This window comes from Sphingobacterium multivorum (assembly GCF_900457465.1).
Taxonomy (GTDB): Bacteria; Bacteroidota; Bacteroidia; order Sphingobacteriales; family Sphingobacteriaceae; genus Sphingobacterium; species Sphingobacterium multivorum.
In genome coordinates, this window is record NZ_UAUU01000008.1 from 507,035 (window position 1) to 525,126 (window position 18,092).

Genomic DNA, 18,092 nt, shown 5'->3' on the forward strand with positions numbered 1-18,092 from the left:
ATATAAAACTGATTAAATTAGGCAAAAGGAAAATGTACTAGATCTTTCCAGTCTCTTTTAAAAGTTTGTAATATGCATACACAATATTGATTTCAGCATTTGTGTATTTCAATTCCGCTTCAAGTTTTGAGTTTGAAGCATCCATGATATCGACGATCAACGCCAATTGGTTCAAGTACTTTTTCTCAATAATACGATAGTTCTCATCTGCAAGAGCTTTATTGTACTCCAGCGTCTTGCGTTGTGAGTAGGCCTCATTGTATTTAATGTATGCAGTATTAACAGCGACGCTGGTTTTTTGTTTCAGAGCACTTGTGTATTTTTCGTTCTTTTCAATTTGTAGATCATTTAGTTTAAGCTTTTTTCCTGTCGTGTAGATGGAAGAAATCGTATAATTCAGGGAGATACCGGTATTCCAGGTATTCATATACTTGTCGATCACCGGCATCACATTGGTGATAGGTTTCACAAGACTGTTTCCCGCGAATAGGCTGAGGGCAGGGGATCGCTCTGATTTTGTAATAGCCTTTTCTGTCAGTAAAAGTTCGGTTTCCTTGGCCGCAAGTTGTAGACCGGGACTGGAAACGTAAGCGTCTTGTTTTAAGCTCGCGAGGTCTGCCAGCTGAAAGCTGCTGTTTAATAGTTTGTCATCCGGCTCAATTACTGTGCCCTCCGGTAGCCCTAATGCGACTATAAGCTCGTCATTCAGGATTTTCCGATTATTCTGAATCACCTCTTTGGCTAACTCCAACTCGGATATTTGCAATTGGTTGCGGATAACATCATTTTTGGTGATCATGCCCTGTTTATATAATTTTTCCGTCAGGTCCAGTCTCTTGTGCGCAAGCTCAATATTTTGATTGTAGACAGCTTCTTGATTTTTCAGTTTAAATAGATCAAGGTAATAGCCTAAAACCAAAATTTTAATGTTCTGTTCTTCATTCTTATGGTCCAATTCAGCCAGTTCTTCGCCCAGCGAGGATGCTTTGATGCTATTTTTTACGACACCGCCCTTCCAGATAAGTTCTTTCGCTTCCAATGCATAGTTGTTACCGAAATGGGGTAAAGGGACTTTTTCCGACCCCGAAAGGTCTTTGTCGATCAACGCAGCGTTGCCGAGGTAAAAAGCCGATGCTGAAGCACTGATTTCGGGAAGCCTTCTTAATTTTGCAACTTCCGTTTTTTGTTGGGCGATACTTACGGCCGACGCCGAAACAATAAGATTTGGGTGGTTATGGATAGCAAGTTCGAACAGTTTTTCAATTGATATTTTTCGGCTGTTTATGCTGTCTTGACCGTATGTTTGATTGCAAAAGAATGTAAAGAAGCATAACGTCAAGTAAAAACCTATTTTTCGGGCTCTTGACTTTGTATTCATGGTATTTAACTTTGTTTATATATGTGCTACAAAGTTAGCATGCCCTGGGGTGACAAGAAATGTTTGATTACTGCTTTATGATGTTCAATTGGTAACAAGATTTACCTGTTGTTCACGAAATAGCTTAGGTGTTATGCCGACATGTTTTTTGAAAAACTTGCTAAAAGCATATTGATCTGAAAAATTAAACTCTTGTGAGATCTGGTTGATTGTTTTGGTAGAAATGGTGAGCTGCGCTCTAGCTTCTGTGACTAGCCAGTTACTGATAATTTCCGAGGGCGATTCTTGTGTAATCTCCTTGACGCTGATCGACAGGTATTTGATGGAAATGTGGAGGCGGTCGGCGTAGAATGCGAGATCGCGCTGCGCTTTGTAGTGGTCGGCGATAAGCTGTAAAAAATGTACGGTAATTTCTTCCTTTCTCTTGTTGCGTGCCTTTCCGGAGCTTTCACCAGCAGTATAGATCACATCGGCCAAAAGGTAGATAATAGCCATAAAAATATTGATGTTGGCTTTTTGGAGAAAATCCTTCTTCGGGTCGATCGGTTTTTTACGATTGCTATGCAAAGTGGCATAACAATGTCCAGATAGCTTCAAAATCGTTGGGGGCGGGAGTAAAAGGTGTGGAACGATTGGCATTGATTAACCGATACGCATCATATCGACTGATCGACAAGCGTATTCGGTTGGAAAAATTCCGGTCATAATGAAGGATTTTAAATATAGCATCGGTACTAATTGTTGTAAAGCTGTAGTACTTATTGTATCCGATAAAGAGGATACTGCCAGCTTGGAGATCGGTAAGCGTACCATTGCTATTGACCTGGATAGAGCCTCTATACAGCAGTATACAAGTCGTCCATAAGGGGTGATAGTAGTAGTCTTCTCCCTTCGCAGGAAGTTCCGATTGATCTATAAGTTCTATTTCATTCATTTTTATAATAAAAAAGTAAGGAATAGTGTAGGCAACTTTACCGCTATAATAGCAAAAAATTGTTATATCCTGTTTAGGAAAAAGGGACAATCAGTTCTTTGGTATTGGAAGCTCAACAATATAAGATTGGAGGAGCAGCCCAAGAGCGACTCCATCAATCCTATATTATCACCTTTAAAAAGCGACTTTTTTAGGGTCCGATCCGGAAAACCCCATTTCAGGTAAATCGAGGATAGTTTTGATATCGCTTTGCTGTCAGCTCAAAATCGTCGATCACTAAATTTCTTTTAATATTATCGGGATTGGTTTGATTTTGGCAGCGGCAAGATACCCTGAGATAAAGCAAATTTGATACAGAGTTGTCCAACACTAGTATTCTTTTCCTTAGCCAAAGCAACGAGTGTTTCATCCTGTAATATTCTGCCCGAACCCAGGGGTGACCAAGCCTGAACAAGGATGTCATTGGATTGGCAGAGTGCCACAGTATCTTGCTGAAGGTAACCCGGATGAAATTCAATTTGGTTCACTGCAGGGATGATTGTCGCTGACTCCAATAATTTGGCGAGGTAGTCTTTGGGGAAATTACTCAGGCCGATCGCTCTAACTTTCCCCTCTTTGTACAGCTGCTCAAAAGCCGCCAGGTATCGGCGTTGATGTCAGACCAGTTTGCAAATTGCGTTTCGTTGGCAGGCCAATGAATCAGGTAAAGATCAAGGTAATCCAATTGTAGAGCGCTGAGCGATTTTTCGAATGCAGCAATAGTCTTATCGTATCCACGCTCGGTATTCCAGAGTTTTGTTGTAATAAACAGCGAATTACGATCGATACCACTGTCTTTTATCGCTTTTCCAACACTCTTTTCGTTGCCATATATGGCCGCAGTATCAATATGTGTATACCCAGCGGCAAGTGCTTCTTTAACTGCCTGATAAGCTTCGTCGCCCTCAGGAATTTGCCAGGTTCCAAATCCAATTGCCGGAATTTCAATTCCATTGTTCAATTTGAATGTTTTCATTGTAAGTCGTGTTTTTATGTTGAGCTAAAATAGGATTTCGCCTGTAGTATCTGGTCACTGAAATGTCAAGAGGAAATACTTTTGGGTAGAGGAGGGGCGACTTATTCTGTATTGCCAAAATATATTTATTTTCACAATTTTATTGTCAAAAGGGGTGCAATTCCTCGTTAATTATGGCATTTATTCTTATCTTTAGGCGAATTTTTGAGAAATTCAGATTTTTCAATGATTTCACATAGCATTAAAAATTAAACATATTTCTAATAGATTACTATGTCAAACAAATCAAAAATTGTTTGGACAAAAACAGATGAAGCTCCTTTATTAGCGACTTATTCGTTTTTGCCTATCGTTCAAGCGATTACAGCTACAGCTGATATCGATGTTGAATTGAGAGATATCTCTTTAGCAGGCCGTATTCTTGCTAGCTTTCCAGAATTTTTTAAAAGAAGATCAAAAAATTGCTGATGCATTGGCTGAGTTGGGTCAGTTGGCAACAACTCCTGAAGCAAACATCATTAAATTACCGAATATCTCCGCCTCGATTCCGCAGTTAAAAGGTGCTATCGCTGAATTACAGCAAGCAGGCTACGCTGTTCCAAACTATCCTGATGAAGCGACAACAGAAGAGGAAAAGTCAGCTAAAGCGAAATATGCCAAAGTATTGGGTTCTGCGGTAAATCCTGTATTGCGTGAAGGAACTCAGATCGCCGTGCGCCTAAAGCGGTTAAGAACTATGCAAAAAGCAAACCCACATAAAATGGGTGCTTGGGCGAAAGATTCTAAAACAAAGGTTGCATCAATGACTTCAGGTGATTTCTATGGCTCAGAGCAGTCTGTAACCGTAGAAAATGAAGGCCAATTTAAAATTGAGTTTTGTTGATGAGCAAGGTGCAGTAACAGAATTAAAAGGACTTTCGCCATTGAAAGCGGGTGAAGTTATTGATTCTTCAACGTTGAGTTTAACAGCATTGAAAGCTTTTGTAGCAGATGCTATCGCTGAAGCGAAAGCGGCAGGGGTATTTGTTGTCTGCACATTTAAAGGCAACAATGATGAAAGTTTCTGATCCGATTATCTTTTGGTGCTGTTGTTGAAACTTATTTTGCAGATGTTTTTGCGCAATATGGCGATTTATTCAAAGAGCTGGGTATCAATAAAAATAACGGCTTAGGTGAGGTTTATGCTAAAATCGCGGGCCATGCAAAAGAGGCTGAAGTGAAAGCTGCTATCGACGCTGCTATCGCAAACGGCCCTGCTTTAGCGATGGTAAATTCGGATAAAGGCATTACAAATTTCCACGTGCCTTCTGATGTTATTATTGACGCTTCTATGCCAGCAATGATCCGTATTGGTGGTAAAATGTGGAATAAAGACGGTCAAGAAGAAGATACTATTGCGATGGTTCCTGATCGTTGTTACGCTGGCGTCTACGAAGCTACAATTGAAGACTGTAAGGAGCATGGTGCCTTAGATCCTAAAACAATGGGTTCTGTGCCAAACGTAGGTTTGATGGCGCAAAAAGCTGAGGAATACGGATCTCATGATAAAACTTTTCAAGCTGCAGGAAACGGCGTTATTCGCGTGGTTGATGCTGCAGGAAATGTTTTCATGGAGCAAAAAGTGGAGACAGGTGATATCTTCCGTATGTGTCAAACGAAAGATGCACCAATTCAAGACTGGGTGAAATTGGCTGTGAATCGTGCTCGTTTATCTGAAACTCCAGCTATATTCTGGTTAGATGAAAACCGTGCACATGATAGAGAAATCATCAAAAAAGTAGAAAAATACCTGCCAAACTTTGATACAACTGGTTTGGATATTCGTATTTTATCTCCGATTGATGCGACGAAATTCTCTTTGGAACGTATTCGTAAGGGCGAGGATACCATTTCAGTAACTGGTAACGTGTTGCGTGATTATTTGACGGATTTATTCCCGATCTTAGAAGTGGGTACATCAGCTAAAATGTTGTCTATTGTTCCATTGATGAATGGTGGTGGTTTATTTGAAACAGGTGCTGGTGGTTCGGCTCCGAAACACGTAGAACAATTCCTTCAAGAGGGTTACTTGCGTTGGGATTCATTGGGTGAATTTTTGGCGCTTGGTGCTTCTTTGGAACACTTGTCTCAAACACAGAATAATCCAAAAGCGCTTGTATTGGCGGAGACCTTGGATGAAGCAACAGAAAAATTCTTAGCGAACGATAAATCTCCGGCACGTCGAGTTGGTCAGATTGATAATCGCGGATCACATTTCTATTTGACACTATACTGGACTCAGGCTTTGGCGGCACAGACAAAAGATGCTGAATTGGCAGAGAAATTTGCAACTGTTGCAACGGTGTTGACAGATAATGAAGCGAAAATCAATGAAGAACTGATCGCTGCACAGGGGCATGCACAAAACATCGGCGGTTACTATTTCCCGAATGATGAATTGGCTGCTAAGGCAATGCGTCCTTCTGAAACATTAAATAATGCAATTTCTAGCATTTAAGCGGTAATTGTTTTCATAAAAAAAGAAGCCCAGTTCGATTGATCTGGGCTTCTTTTGTTGTTTGCAAAAACGAGTATTTTTGCTATTTTAATGGATACTTGACACCTGTAAAGGTCATCTTAACAGGTATGATATGTCCATTTTTGTCAAATTTCATTTCCTCGATACAGGTGACGCGCTCATTGGCCCCATCTTTGCCAAGCGGTCTACGGTGGTAGACGATAAAATACTTGTCTTTGTTGGGTACTTTGATGACTGAATGATGTCCGGCGCCAACAGCGACTTCGGGATCTCGTTCTAATATTGTCCCGATGCGCTCAAAAGGCCCAAATGGCGAATCGGCGATGGCATAAGCGACTTTGTAGTCGGGGCCTGTCCAACCGCCTTCCGACCACATGAAATAATATTTTCCATCTTTTATAAACATAAATGGTCCTTCAACGTAATCTTTAGGGGTGATTTCTTTGTAAAAGCTACCATCATCAAAAGGGAGCAAGCCGGTGAAATCTGGCTTGAGCTTCACCATATTGCAATGCTTCCAACCGCCGTAATACATATAGAAAGTTCCGTCTTTATCTTTAAAAACAAACTGATCTATCGGTTGAGCGCCATTGATAATATCGTTGATTAAGGGTTTGCCCAATAGGTCGGTATAGGGACCTTCTGGCTTGTCGGCCACAGCGACCCCGATGCCTCCGATCTCGCCTTGATGTACATCATTGGCTCCGAAAAATAGGTAATATTTGCCTTTGTTTTCCAATACCGCTGGTGCCCACATAGCTTTTTTCGCCCATTTGACATTGCTGTTTTCCAAGATTCGGCTGTGTTTTGTCCAGTTGGCCAAGTCGGAAGATGAAAACGCGTCGAAGAATATCTGCTCTTCATAAGGTGCCGAATAGGTCGGGAATATCCAGTATTTATTGCCATAGATAATACCTTCAGGATCGGCATAGTTTCCCTTGATGACAGGGTTCTTCTGGGCAAAAAGTGTCGCGGTTAAAAGTAAGGCTGTTGATGTTAAAAATGTTTTAATCATTGTATCGGTTTAAACCCGTAAGATACAGGATAAATATGGATCGGGATGAGTCAAAATGAATCATTTTTATGCTCATTTATCTCATTATTTTTTGAAATGTTAAAATTTTGTTAAAATATTATTGTGCTTTCGATTGTTTCCGATTTATTTCACATATTTGTTCATGTCATTTCCAAATGGCATAAATACTTTTCATAAAATAGGTTAATAATATGGCTAAGATACCCAAAGTCTCCCAGACTTTGGGTGTTTTTTATTCCCGCTCCAACCCAAAAATCATGACTAGTTTTCTGTCGTTGTATAAATTTAAGGTTTGTTCGGCTATGTCAAATTGAATTTGTTTTTGTTCAAAAATTTGGAAAAAGTCATTTTCGATATTTTGGCCATTGCAGGCACGCATGGTGCTTGCTAGGTGTATAAAGCTGATTTTGTCCCCTTTAATAGTGAAATTTCCCCAAAAATTGTTGCATCCCGTTGTTCCAGTAATCGTGCCATTTCGGGCATCGAACCCGATGCTTGCTTTGCTGTCGGTGACATCCTTTCCATTTAACTGAAGTAAATTCCATTTAAAACGAGCCAGAAATGCGGCCACACTGGGCAGTTCATCTGTACGTTCTTTTGAGACAACTTCAATTAAGCTGTATCTGATGGTGTCTGTATCTTTTTGTTTCGTTTGTTTTACCCGAATGCGGTAACGGTAGCCCTCTTGGTAATCGAAACCTTGAATGGTTGCAGCGAGGTATTCCCATTTATTTTTTTTATCAGATTTTATCTGCAGACACTTCAATTTACCAAGGTTCTGAGCATTTACGTAGTTTTCTCCAACTTCCCATGTGTCTACGGCCGTCTCTTCCGATAATGATTTTGTGATCGTTTTGGCTAAGCTGTATGTTGGACGTGAACCGTTTTGACGTTTGAGGATCTTGATGTCATATTCAAATTTGGGATCATAATCAAATTGGCGTATCTCGGTATTGAATTTCTCCCAATCTTTGCTGTTGTAGTACTTGACAAGATAGGGGGGTGTTTGTCGAAGACCTGATTTTACTTTTACACGAAATGAAGAATTCTGCGCGAGTAGGCTGTGACAAGGAAATAAGAGTGTTAAAAGAAGGAGTAATGAACTGTATGTGGAAAGCTTCTTCATAATTGGAATGTAAATATCAATAAAAACGTATCTTTAAACATGAATATTGCACGATTGAATCTGTGCCTGCTGTTTACATTTTCTCTGTTAAGTTTGCAGGTGTACAGCCAAAATAGGAAGGATTATTTTAAAACGCAAATTGCTCTTGGGGAACTGACTGATCCACAATTGAAGGAAGTGTCGGGTATTACACCGGCATATCAGGAGGGTAATTTTTGGGTACACAATGATAGTGGTGACGGTGCAACTATTTATTTAATTGATCGTCAGGCCAAACTACTGAAAAAATTTTCACTTGAAGGAGTCTCTGTCGTCGACTGTGAGGATATCGATCGGGTGAAAATTGGAGATACCTATTTTCTCGTCCTCGCGGACATCGGAAACAACGCCGGGAAAAGAACCTGGACATGCCTGTATGTATTTCCTGAGCCTCAGGCCGATGATCCTAGGCTTATTCCGAAGAAGTCCATTCGGGCTATCTTTCTTAAATTTCCTGGCCAGCAACGGTTAGATGCCGAATCGATTATGATTGATCCAATTGACAACATGTTGTATGTTATATCTAAACGTGAGTTTCGATCGACTGTTTATAGCGCCGAAGTATTTACAAATGTTAAACAGCAATATTTTACCTTAAATAGGATAGCAGAGCTGCCATTTACTTTTGCTACGGCTTCTGCTATAGATCAGACAGGTACACAACTGCTTGTAAAGAATATTACCCATATTTTCTATTGGCAGAGAAACCGAAGTGAATCCTGGAAGCAGGTATTGCAACGAAAGCCAGCTATTCTGCCTTATCAGGTAGAGCCACAGGGGGAAGCAATAGCTTTCGATAGCAATGGAACTGGATTTTATACAATTAGCGAACGTCCATTTGGTTTAAAATCCTATCTTTATTTCTTTGAAAGAAATCAATACATTTATGATAAACACTAGACCTATTTTCAGTTATTCGATGCATAATTTTCATCAAACCGATCCTATCAAAAGCGGCCTATTTTGTCTGGCCGGTATTAGACAGCTGTTAATTGCATTCACTTTATTTTTATGCACACTCACGAACTCCTATGCTGCCAAAGTGGATACCCTGTCCATTCAGAGCCCGTCTATGGGTAAAGCAATTAAGACAGTCGTAATTCTTCCGCAAAATTACTCGAGCAAAATCAATTATCCCGTCCTTTACCTATTGCATGGTTATTCCGGTAATTATAGCAATTGGGTTAAAAATTCAAGTGTAAGCGCATTGGCAGATCAGTATGGTTATATGGTGGTTTGTCCCGATGGCGGTTTTGGAAGCTGGTATTGGGACATCGCGAACGATAAAAACTACCAATATGAAACCTTTGTGTCCAAAGAGCTGATCGATTATGTAGATCAGCATTATTCAACGATCAAAGATCGGAGCGGAAGGGCTATTACGGGTTTAAGTATGGGTGGGCATGGCGCGCTCTCGCTGGCCATAAAACATCAGGATAGCTATGGCGCTGCAGGAAGTACGGCCGGTGGGGTAGATTTTAGACCTTTCCCCCTAAATTGGGAAATTAAAGATCGCATAGGGAATTATGCTGATGTACCGCAAGAATGGGATAATCGTGTTGTTATGAATATGGTTCCCAAATTAATCAATAATAAACTTCGCTTAATCATCGATTGCGGTAAGGAAGATTTTTTCTACACGGTGAATGTTGCGCTGCATGATAAATTGATGTACCATAATATAAATCATACCTTTGTTACAAGTGAAGGTGGACACAATTGGGAGTACTGGTCTCGGTCAATTGTTTATCAAATGGCTTTTTTTAAGGGATATTTTGATCAAGCGAAGAAAAGTGAAAAGAAAAATGGATAAATATTTGGCATAAATGAATAAAATGCTATTTTTGTTAAACAGAGACCTTAACTAACAAATTATAAACTTATTATTAAGCCTTACAAATTGTAAGGCTTTTTTATTATTTTCAGCAAAATTTTGACTTCACTTGATTATGTTTAAACCTATAAAGGTTGTTTTTTGTCTTTCTTCCATTTTGTTCTGCGCGCAGCAAGCGTATAGTCAACAGTCTAAATCTATTTCGGGGTTTGTTAGGGACAGTATCAGCGGTGAGAATATTATTGGTGCCGTGATAAGAAACGATGCGGAGAAAAAATCCACTGCGTCAAATAAATATGGTTTTTTAGCTTGTCTGTCCGTGATGGCAGCAAAGGATAGAAGTATCGTCGGTAGGCTATCGAACAAAAGGATTTTCTGTTTATCTGGATAAGGACTCCACTTATATTATTCAGTTGGTACCTGAGGAAAATCAGCTCGCCGAGGTTACCCGTGACCGGAAATAGGCGCAAATCAATAAAGGATCTAACTCCTGGGCTTACGCAGTTTAGCCCTAAAGAAATCGAAAAAGTCCCTGTACTATTTGGAGAAAAGGATATTCTCAAGACCATACAGCTATTTCCAGGAGTAACTAGTGGTGGCGAAGGAAGCAGCAATTTTTATGTGCGTGGTGGTGGTGGCGACCAAAATCTGATTTTGCTGGATGAGGCTCCTGTCTATAACAGTTCCCATCTGTTCGGTTTTTTCTCGACCTTTAATTCCGATGCGATCAAAGACGTTAATTTCTACAAGGGTGGGGTTCCGGCTCAATATGGGGGGTAAAATTTCGTCGGTTATGGAAATAACCACCTTGGATGGAAACAATCAGCACTTCAACGTAGAAGGTGGCTTGGGACTTATCGCCTCGCGTCTTAAATTGGAAGGACCTATTCAAAAAGGCAAGAGCTCATTTATGATCTCCGGCAGACGTACTTATGCGGATCTTTTCTTAAAACTTTCAAGTGATGAGAATATTAAGAAGAGCGCGCTCTTTTTTTATGACCTCAATGCAAAATTAAATTATCGCATCAATGATAAGAATACACTTTACTTGTCTGGATATTTCGGTAAGGATGCAATGGCTTATCATGATTTGTTTGATTTCAATTGGGGAAATGCGACTGGAACCATGCGTTGGAACCATGTCTGGAGCAATAGGTTGTTTAGCAATACAACGTTAATTTTTAGTAAATTCAATTATCAGGTTAAGATTGAGGATGATAATAACTTTAAGATCCGCTCAGATATCTTTAATTACAATTTTAAGCAAGATTTTCAGTACAATCTTTCGGACCGTCACAATCTAAAATTTGGATTGCCAGGCAGCCCTGCAGGAAATCCGACCGGCAAGTATCGAAGCGGGGGAAGATTCGAAGGTGAATTCATTGCAAATTCAACATCGTAAGGGTGTTGATGTTGCTGCATATCTAACCGATGACTGGTCAGTTACCGACCGTTTAAAATTAAACTTTGGACTGAGAGCATCCGCTTACGCAGCATTGGGACCGGGAACATTTTATACTTTCGATCCTGCTGGCGAGGCCGTGGATTCTACCTATGTAGGAAATGGCAAGTTGGGTAAAAAGTACGTCTATCTGGAGCCTCGCATTTCCTTAAACTACGCGATCAATGATTTGACAACGGTAAAGGCTTCGTTTAATACCAATGTTCAGTATTTGCATCAACTGAGTAATACGACCAGCAGCCTTCCTACCGATCAATATGTACTGAGCAATAATACAATTAAGCCGCAGTTATCCAATCAGTATTCGCTGGGTTACTTTCGGAATTTTGCATCCAACAGATATGAATTCTCTGTTGAAGGTTATTATCGAGATTTAAAGAACCAGATTGACTATAGGAATGGCGCCGATCTACAGGCAAATGAATTGCTGGAAGGGGAATTGCTGTTTGGAAAAGGTAGAGCGTACGGCATTGAATGGTTTCTGAAAAAGAGACTGGGGCGATTTAGCGGCTGGCTGAGTTATACTTTATCCAAAAGTGAGCGCCAATTTGAACAGATCAATGATGGTGCGTGGTTTAGTGCGCGGCAGGATAAAACCATAATATAGCCATTGTGGCGCAGTATCAGTTAAATCCGAAGTGGAATTTGAGCGCCAATTTTGTCTACTATACAGGTGACGCCGTAACGATGCCGCGGGGAAATATTTTGTTGACGATCGTACGATCTTCTATTACGATAAAAGAAATGGGCAGCGGATGCCAGCTTATCACCGCCTGGATTTGGCAGCAACTTATGATATTAAGCGAACAAAGAATAGCTACTCGAGCTTGTCGTTTGGTCTCTACAATGCCTATAACCGAAAAAATGCCTATTTGATCGACTTTAGAGAAAAAGAAGGACAATCCAATGTCACCGAGATTTATCGGATAGCATTATTTGGAGCGATACCATCGATTACGTGGAATTTTAAATTTTAGCAAAGTATGAAGAAGATATTAGGAGTTATAGCTGTTGCATTATTTACTTTAGGGAGCTGCGAAGACAAAATAGATTTGGAACTGCCCGAAAATACAGGTCAATTGGTTATCACCGCAGATTTGATGGTTTCGGATCAACAGCATGAGATTAGTATACAGCAGGTTGTAAGTATTAAAGACTCGCTGTTTTCTCCGATAACAGATGCAGAAGTGATCGTTAAGAATATGCAAAATAATCGCACTTATACGTTTCAAGCGGGGGCTGACGGGCTGTATACCAATAAGACATTACGGTTACAGGAGAAGGTCACTTACCAGTTGCAGGTAAAGACCGCTGATGGAAGGGAGATCCAAGGGGTATCAAAGGTTCCCAGCTATGTGGATGTGGATTCTATAGGGCTTTCACAGCGCATTATTTTTACTGATACCATTTATTATCCAACTCTCGTATTTGTTGACCCCCCGGAAAAAGGGAATTATTATAAGTATAAGATGTCGGTGAATGGAGGTAAACTACGTTTTATTGATGTCTTTAACGATAAGTATAACAATGGCTTAGAGGTGCAGCATGATATTGTCGACCGCGATAGAGATTTGAAAGTTGGTGATCGTGTGCGTATCCTACGTCAATGTATCGATGTAGGCGCCTACAATTACTGGAATAGTTTTCAAATGATTAATCCTGGTTCGGCTTCGCCATCTAATCCGATTTCAAATTTAAGCAACAATGCATTGGGGTATTTCAGTGTCAGTGTAGGTAAATATTATGAATCTGAGGTGACGTTTGCTAGAAGTAAACCTTAATCTATTCTCGAAAGCTGATAGTTATTTTTTAATAGAAATTCTATTGTTTTAGGGAGGACATATTCGACACGGGGAATGGCTTTGATATTATCATGAAAAATAATAACAGAGCCATTTTTAATGTTGGGCAAAACGTTTTCGAGGCATTTCTGGGGACTTAAATTCTGATCAAAATCACCCGACATAATATCCCACATGATCACACGGTATTTTTTATAGAGTTGACGGAGTTGGGATTTTGTTGCTCGGGCATAAGGCGGGCGAAAAAGATCGGTTTGGGTCAGTTCCTGGCATTTTGCAACATTTGCCAAATACTGCTCATCATTTGTCTCCCAGCCTTTGAGGTGATTGTAAGTATGGTTGCCCACCTGATGTCCTTCCGCTAAAATTCGTTGAAACAAATGTGGATTTTTTTTAATATTTTCACCAACACAAAAAAATGTTGCCTTCACCTGATATTTTTTTAGGATATCGAGTATAAAAGGTGTAATTTCAGGAATTGGACCATCGTCAAAAGTAAGATAGACTTTTTTTTCATGACGTGGCATGTTCCATATTGATTTGGGATATAGCCATCTAAGGAAAAATGGAGATTTGACAAAATACATAACCGATAAATGAAGTTCAAATCTAAAAAAAAATGTATGGTTCTACATATGGACATGAAAAGATTTTATTATTCTGCAGTAGTATTTACTGGGTTATTTCTTGGAACTAATGTTTTAGTTCAAGCCCAACAGGTTGTGGGGGTGGCCGAGGCCATTCGTATGACATTGGAACGGAACGTACAGATAAAGCAAGCGGCCCTGAACAAAGATCTTGCTGAGCAGGACCTGTTTCAGGCAAAAAGTAATTTGTTGCCAAACCTGAGTGCTACTGTGGATCAAAGTTTCCGTTATGGTTTTGGTTTCGATTTAACTTCTGGACGAATCGTTAATAACACTTGGACAAAAGGAACCAGTGGCTCCGTGGGATCTAGTGTCAACTTATTTCAGGGTTTTCAGCAGGTCAATCAGATCAAAGCGAATAAATTGCAACTGGAGTCTACAGCGACTCAGGTAGATAAGATCAAGAATGATCTCGTGCTCAATGTGTTGGTGAATTATTTGGAAGCAATAACCAATCATGAGATGATGGTTGCCAGTGAAGATCAGATTGCTTTATCAAAGCAACAATTTTCTTTGGACTCCATCCAATTTGCAGTTGGTAATAAAACAATTGCCGATCTTGCTAAGTCAAAAAATCAGGTTGCCACAAATGAACTGAACAAAGTTAATCTAAAAAATTCATACGAAATGTCTTTGTTGACCTTGAAGCAGTTGATGGAAATGCCTCCTGAAACCGTTATTTCTTTGGAACGCCCGAGTCTGGAAGCCATATTGGTTCATGCAGTGGATAAGAATGCCGTGGATGTTTACCAAAAAGCGCTCACCTTACAGCCCGATATTCACAAATCTGCGTTGGATAAAGAGGTGGCATTGAAACAAATCGATATCGCGAAGGGAGGCTATTATCCTACACTCAATCTGAATGTGAGTTATGGAACGAATTACTCCTCTGCAACGACAAGACAAACCGATCCCTTAGATCCTGCAACTCTTTTTAGAGTGCCCTTTGGCCAGCAAGTATCGGATAATAAGTCATTTTTCACAGGTTTATCTCTTGCTATTCCAATTTTTTCGAGAAATCAGAATAAAGTGAATGTGGCCAAGGCAAAGATTGGGTTGAAACAGGCGGAAGCATCCGAGCAGTTGGCAAAAAATAACTTAAACAAGGCCGTTAATCAGGCTGTATTGGATGTGAATGCGGCCAAACAACGCTATAGCTCGGCTACTGTAGCATTTGAAAGTGCTGAAACAGCATTTAAGGCAACAAAGGAGCGTTATGATATTGGTATGGCGAATTCACTGGAATTGTTTACAGCTCAAACAGAACGAAATAAGGCCGAATTTGACCTTATTCAAGCAAAATATAACGTAATATTCAGATCGAAGATCATCGATTATTACCTTGGAAATCCAATTCAATTTGATAACAATTAATCTATTTGAACTAACAAAAGAAATGGCAAAGAAAAAACGTAGCATTGGAAAAATTATACTGATCATCGTAGTGCTCTTGGTGGTCCTTGGCTTCATAGGTTTTAAAGCTGGCTGGTTTGGAAAGGGAGAGATTACTAAAGTCGCTGTGGATGTCGTAAAGGAGGCCGATGTCGATGAATTAGTTTCTGCGAGTGGGAAGATTCAGCCTGAGGTGGAGGTTAAGTTGAGTTCGGAGGTATCTGGAGAGGTTGTTGAGCTTAACATTAAAGAAGGTGATTTTGTTAAAAAAGGACAGGTACTCTGTCGCATCAAACCTGATATTTTGCAGTCTGGTTATGATCGTTCGGTTGCGGCAATGAATTCACAGCGGGCCAATCTCGCAGCTGCACAACAGCAATTAAAACAACAAGAAGAAAACTTCAAAAATGTTGCCGCTACCTATAAACGGAATCAGGAGCTTTTCGAAAAACGTGTTATTTCTGCTTCAGAAATGGATAAAAGTTCTGCCGAATATTTTGCTGCACAGGCTTCTATCCAAGCACAAAGGGAAACGGTACGTTCGACAAAATATGGCATTGACCAATCACAAGCGTCAGTAAAAGAAGCACAGGATAATTTGAATCGGACGACAATCTATGCGCCCTCAGATGGTATCATCTCGCTCTTGTCTATCGAAAAGGGAGAGCGTGTTGTTGGAACGGCGCAGATGGCAGGTACAGAAATTATGCGTATAGCTAATATGAGCTCGATGGAGGTTAACGTCGATGTAAATGAAAATGATATTAATAATGTAAGGGTAGGGAATCAAGCTGAGATCGAAGTCGATGCTTTTAAGGATAGAAAGTTTAAAGGTGTTGTGACGGAAATTGCTAGCTCGTCTAAAAATATAGCAACAACAACGACGACGACATCATCGACAGATCAGGTTACAAATTTTAATGTAAAAGTTCGAATCAGTGCAGAATCGTATCAGGACTTGATGAAAGAGAATGTGGCATCGCCATTTAAGCCGGGACTTTCAGCAACCGTTCAGATATTTACAAAACATGATAAAGGACTGGTTGTTCCGATTCAATCGGTAACTGTGCGTTCTGATGATAAAGATTCTACCAATACAAATAAGAAAGTAGATGAGTATGTATTTGTCCTAAAAGATAAAACTGTTAAGCAAGTGTTGGTAAAGACCGGTATTCAGGATGATAAAAATATCATCGTTACCTCAGGGCTGAAAAAAGGAGATGAAGTGGTCTCACGGCCATTTGATGCTATTTCAAAAACTTTAAAGGATGGTAGCCAAGTTGAAAAAGTGGATAAGTCGAAATTATAAATCTCTTTGTAGATAATAATTAATAAAAAGGGAATTGTTTTTAATAATTCCCTTTTTATTTTCCTTATAATTTATTAAATTTAGATATTCCAACTATTAGCGGCTTATGAAGAGGCTATTGGCTTATTTTAAATTTAATAAAACAGAACAAAATGGGTTTTTCATTATTTTGGTAATCATTGTGCTGTTTGTGACGATCTATGCTTTGATTAAAAGCAATACGCGCGATCCAATTCCCAATCAGGCCAAATTATTTGAACAATCCTTTCATGACTCTCTTGAGGTCTCTGGTCCGGTAAACAAACAGGAGGTCGAGGCAACCTATTCGACTAAAGACAAAAGCGCGGGGGCAATATCTGAACATTCGGTTTTGGAAGAGACCAAACTATTCTATTTTGATCCAAACAATTTACCACACGCTGATTGGCATAAGTTGGGGCTTTCTGATAAACAGATTGCGGTCCTGAAAAACTATGAAAAAAAAAGGTGGAAGGTTTAGAGTAAAAACCGATCTGAAGAAAATTTACTCGATCAATGGCCGACTTTACAACAGATTAGAGCCCTACATTCAAATCAAAACAATGCCTGATTCAGCGCGAACAAAACAACAAAATAAAGCGCCTTTGCTTTACGATAAGTTTGAAAGAAATAAAGCCGAGCTTATCGATATTAATACCTGTGATACGACAGCATTAATCAGTCTTAAAGGGATAGGTTCGGTTCTATCTAAACGCATTTTGAAATATAAGGAGGTTCTTGGTGGGTTCTACCGCATAGAACAATTAAAGGAGGTTTATGGAGTTACAGCCGAGACCTATGACCAGATTAAAGACTATATTGTTGTAGCCAATTTAGATGGAATCAAAAAAATCAATATTAATAAGCTTGATGCAAATTCATTGGCCAAACATCCGTATCTTAGCCCTAAAGATGCGAAACTAATCGTCAATTATAGGGATCAGCATGGAAGTTATGTCAATATTGAGGACTTGACAAAAATAGGAACACTTTCAGATCTTGCGATTGCGAAGATTGCGCCTTATTTAATATTTGAGAATGATTCAAGATAAATTGAAACTGGAAATCCGGGATATTGTGGATTTTCCTAAACCTGGTATTGTCTTTAAAGATATTACCCCTTTGTTGAAAGATGCGGCATTGTGTAGCGAAATGGTTGATGCGATTATTGATCAATTGCAAGGCATAGAGATAGATGCTATTGCTGGAATTGAGAGTCGGGGTTTTCTATTTGGATTTTTACTTGCCAATAGGCTGGGCTTGCCTTTTATTCCAATCCGAAAACAAGGTAAATTGCCTTTTAAAACCGTATCTGAATCCTATGCACTGGAATACGGCCAGGCAACCATTGAAATCCATGAAGATGCTTTTGAAAAAGGAAGCCGTATATTGGTTCACGACGACCTTTTAGCGACAGGGGGTACCGTCGTTGCCGCCAGTAAACTTATTGAACGACTTGGTGGGGAGATTGTCGCCTACAGTTTTATTATCTCTTTGGATTTCCTTAAAGCGAAAGGACGGTTATCTAGGTTCAGTGATAATATCTTTTCATTGGTAAGTTATTAATTTTGAAATATACGAT

The 18,092-nt window shown here is 39.7% G+C and carries 22 protein-coding genes and 2 pseudogenes; 17 read left to right on the forward strand and 7 right to left on the reverse strand.

Features of this window, described 5'->3' with window-relative positions; genetic code table 11:
• Nucleotides 1-37 precede the first annotated feature (37 nt).
• From DTA23_RS10680 to DTA23_RS30350, 4 genes and pseudogenes are all read right to left on the reverse strand, one after another.
• Nucleotides 38-1,378: a TolC family protein gene (locus DTA23_RS10680; RefSeq protein WP_112374681.1), complete on the reverse strand. Its 1,341-nt coding sequence runs from the start codon at nucleotides 1,376-1,378 to the stop codon at nucleotides 38-40.
• An 84-nt stretch (nucleotides 1,379-1,462) separates the two neighbouring features.
• Nucleotides 1,463-1,873 (reverse strand): helix-turn-helix domain-containing protein, encoded by a 411-nt coding sequence (locus DTA23_RS10685; protein ID WP_172462380.1) that lies wholly within the window; start codon nucleotides 1,871-1,873, stop codon nucleotides 1,463-1,465.
• 64 nt (nucleotides 1,874-1,937) lie between these two features.
• Complete coding sequence (locus DTA23_RS27105) at nucleotides 1,938-2,312, reverse strand: hypothetical protein (RefSeq protein WP_172462381.1); 375 nt, start codon at nucleotides 2,310-2,312, stop codon at nucleotides 1,938-1,940.
• Nucleotides 2,313-2,605: 293 nt separating this feature from the next.
• Nucleotides 2,606-3,327: pseudogene (locus DTA23_RS30350) on the reverse strand (aldo/keto reductase).
• Between the two features lie 273 nt (nucleotides 3,328-3,600).
• Between DTA23_RS30350 and DTA23_RS28950 the strand changes: the two are divergent.
• The 5 genes and pseudogenes from DTA23_RS28950 (at nucleotide 3,601) to DTA23_RS28970 (ending at nucleotide 5,824) form a co-directional block, all read left to right on the forward strand.
• Nucleotides 3,601-3,795, forward strand: a complete 195-nt coding sequence (locus tag DTA23_RS28950) for an NADP-dependent isocitrate dehydrogenase (protein WP_256603393.1) — start codon at nucleotides 3,601-3,603, stop codon at nucleotides 3,793-3,795.
• 4 nt (nucleotides 3,796-3,799) lie between these two features.
• On the forward strand, nucleotides 3,800-4,210 hold the full coding sequence (locus DTA23_RS28955; protein ID WP_256603394.1) for an NADP-dependent isocitrate dehydrogenase: 411 nt from the start codon (nucleotides 3,800-3,802) through the stop codon (nucleotides 4,208-4,210).
• A pseudogene (locus DTA23_RS28960) lies at nucleotides 4,179-4,271 on the forward strand (hypothetical protein); the annotation flags it as partial. The gene DTA23_RS28955 and the pseudogene DTA23_RS28960, both read left to right, overlap by 32 nt.
• A 46-nt stretch (nucleotides 4,272-4,317) precedes the next feature.
• Nucleotides 4,318-4,422: an NADP-dependent isocitrate dehydrogenase gene (locus DTA23_RS28965; RefSeq protein ID WP_256603396.1), complete on the forward strand. Its 105-nt coding sequence runs from the start codon at nucleotides 4,318-4,320 to the stop codon at nucleotides 4,420-4,422.
• Entirely contained in the window at nucleotides 4,394-5,824 is a 1,431-nt protein-coding gene (locus tag DTA23_RS28970; RefSeq protein ID WP_256603504.1) for an NADP-dependent isocitrate dehydrogenase, read from the forward strand. The genes DTA23_RS28965 and DTA23_RS28970 overlap by 29 nt, the downstream gene beginning before the upstream one ends.
• 82 nt (nucleotides 5,825-5,906) lie before the next feature.
• Here DTA23_RS28970 and DTA23_RS10700 read toward each other — a convergent pair whose 3' ends face one another.
• Nucleotides 5,907-6,860, reverse strand: coding sequence for a glycoside hydrolase family 43 protein (locus DTA23_RS10700; protein WP_112374683.1), 954 nt, complete (start codon nucleotides 6,858-6,860; stop codon nucleotides 5,907-5,909).
• A gap of 253 nt (nucleotides 6,861-7,113) precedes the next feature.
• Entirely contained in the window at nucleotides 7,114-8,007 is an 894-nt protein-coding gene (locus tag DTA23_RS10705; protein WP_112374684.1) for a DUF4377 domain-containing protein, read from the reverse strand.
• Between the two features lie 39 nt (nucleotides 8,008-8,046).
• Here DTA23_RS10705 and DTA23_RS10710 point away from each other — a divergent pair, with 39 nt between their 5' ends.
• The 7 genes from DTA23_RS10710 to DTA23_RS10730 all read left to right on the forward strand — a co-directional run bounded on the left by DTA23_RS10710 (nucleotide 8,047) and on the right by DTA23_RS10730 (nucleotide 13,123).
• On the forward strand, nucleotides 8,047-8,946 hold the full coding sequence (locus DTA23_RS10710; RefSeq protein WP_112374685.1) for a hypothetical protein: 900 nt from the start codon (nucleotides 8,047-8,049) through the stop codon (nucleotides 8,944-8,946).
• Nucleotides 8,933-9,859 (forward strand): alpha/beta hydrolase, encoded by a 927-nt coding sequence (locus DTA23_RS10715; protein ID WP_312523349.1) that lies wholly within the window; start codon nucleotides 8,933-8,935, stop codon nucleotides 9,857-9,859. The genes DTA23_RS10710 and DTA23_RS10715 overlap by 14 nt, the downstream gene beginning before the upstream one ends.
• A 471-nt stretch (nucleotides 9,860-10,330) precedes the next feature.
• Nucleotides 10,331-10,660 (forward strand): TonB-dependent receptor plug domain-containing protein, encoded by a 330-nt coding sequence (locus tag DTA23_RS28975; protein WP_256603399.1) that lies wholly within the window; start codon nucleotides 10,331-10,333, stop codon nucleotides 10,658-10,660.
• Nucleotides 10,661-10,673: 13 nt separating this feature from the next.
• Complete coding sequence (locus tag DTA23_RS28980; protein WP_256603400.1) at nucleotides 10,674-11,282, forward strand: TonB-dependent receptor; 609 nt, start codon at nucleotides 10,674-10,676, stop codon at nucleotides 11,280-11,282.
• Nucleotides 11,263-11,949, forward strand: a complete 687-nt coding sequence (locus tag DTA23_RS28985; RefSeq protein ID WP_256603402.1) for a TonB-dependent receptor plug domain-containing protein — start codon at nucleotides 11,263-11,265, stop codon at nucleotides 11,947-11,949. Before DTA23_RS28980 ends, DTA23_RS28985 begins: the two co-directional genes overlap by 20 nt.
• Nucleotides 11,950-12,097: 148 nt before the next feature.
• Nucleotides 12,098-12,319 carry a hypothetical protein gene (locus tag DTA23_RS28990; protein WP_256603403.1) on the forward strand — a complete coding sequence of 74 codons (222 nt, stop codon included), beginning with the start codon at nucleotides 12,098-12,100 and terminating at the stop codon, nucleotides 12,317-12,319.
• 6 nt (nucleotides 12,320-12,325) lie between these two features.
• Entirely contained in the window at nucleotides 12,326-13,123 is a 798-nt protein-coding gene (locus DTA23_RS10730; protein WP_112374687.1) for a DUF4249 family protein, read from the forward strand.
• Here the strand turns inward: DTA23_RS10730 and DTA23_RS10735 are convergent.
• Nucleotides 13,120-13,671, reverse strand: coding sequence for a polysaccharide deacetylase family protein (locus DTA23_RS10735; protein WP_370445084.1), 552 nt, complete (start codon nucleotides 13,669-13,671; stop codon nucleotides 13,120-13,122). The two genes, DTA23_RS10730 and DTA23_RS10735, sit on opposite strands and share 4 nt — an antisense overlap.
• A gap of 114 nt (nucleotides 13,672-13,785) precedes the next feature.
• Between DTA23_RS10735 and DTA23_RS10740 the strand changes: the two genes are divergently transcribed.
• From DTA23_RS10740 to DTA23_RS10760, 5 genes are all read left to right on the forward strand, one after another.
• Nucleotides 13,786-15,165: a TolC family protein gene (locus DTA23_RS10740; protein WP_159332923.1), complete on the forward strand. Its 1,380-nt coding sequence runs from the start codon at nucleotides 13,786-13,788 to the stop codon at nucleotides 15,163-15,165.
• A gap of 22 nt (nucleotides 15,166-15,187) precedes the next feature.
• Complete coding sequence (locus tag DTA23_RS10745) at nucleotides 15,188-16,492, forward strand: efflux RND transporter periplasmic adaptor subunit (protein WP_112374833.1); 1,305 nt, start codon at nucleotides 15,188-15,190, stop codon at nucleotides 16,490-16,492.
• Between the two features lie 106 nt (nucleotides 16,493-16,598).
• Nucleotides 16,599-16,991 carry a hypothetical protein gene (locus tag DTA23_RS10750; RefSeq protein WP_112374689.1) on the forward strand — a complete coding sequence of 131 codons (393 nt, stop codon included), beginning with the start codon at nucleotides 16,599-16,601 and terminating at the stop codon, nucleotides 16,989-16,991.
• Nucleotides 16,966-17,562 carry a ComEA family DNA-binding protein gene (locus DTA23_RS10755; RefSeq protein WP_112374690.1) on the forward strand — a complete coding sequence of 199 codons (597 nt, stop codon included), beginning with the start codon at nucleotides 16,966-16,968 and terminating at the stop codon, nucleotides 17,560-17,562. Before DTA23_RS10750 ends, DTA23_RS10755 begins: the two co-directional genes overlap by 26 nt.
• A complete protein-coding gene (locus DTA23_RS10760) occupies nucleotides 17,549-18,076 on the forward strand; it encodes an adenine phosphoribosyltransferase (protein WP_046676245.1) in 528 nt (175 codons plus the stop codon). Before DTA23_RS10755 ends, DTA23_RS10760 begins: the two co-directional genes overlap by 14 nt.
• The last annotated feature ends 16 nt before the right edge of the window (nucleotides 18,077-18,092 follow it).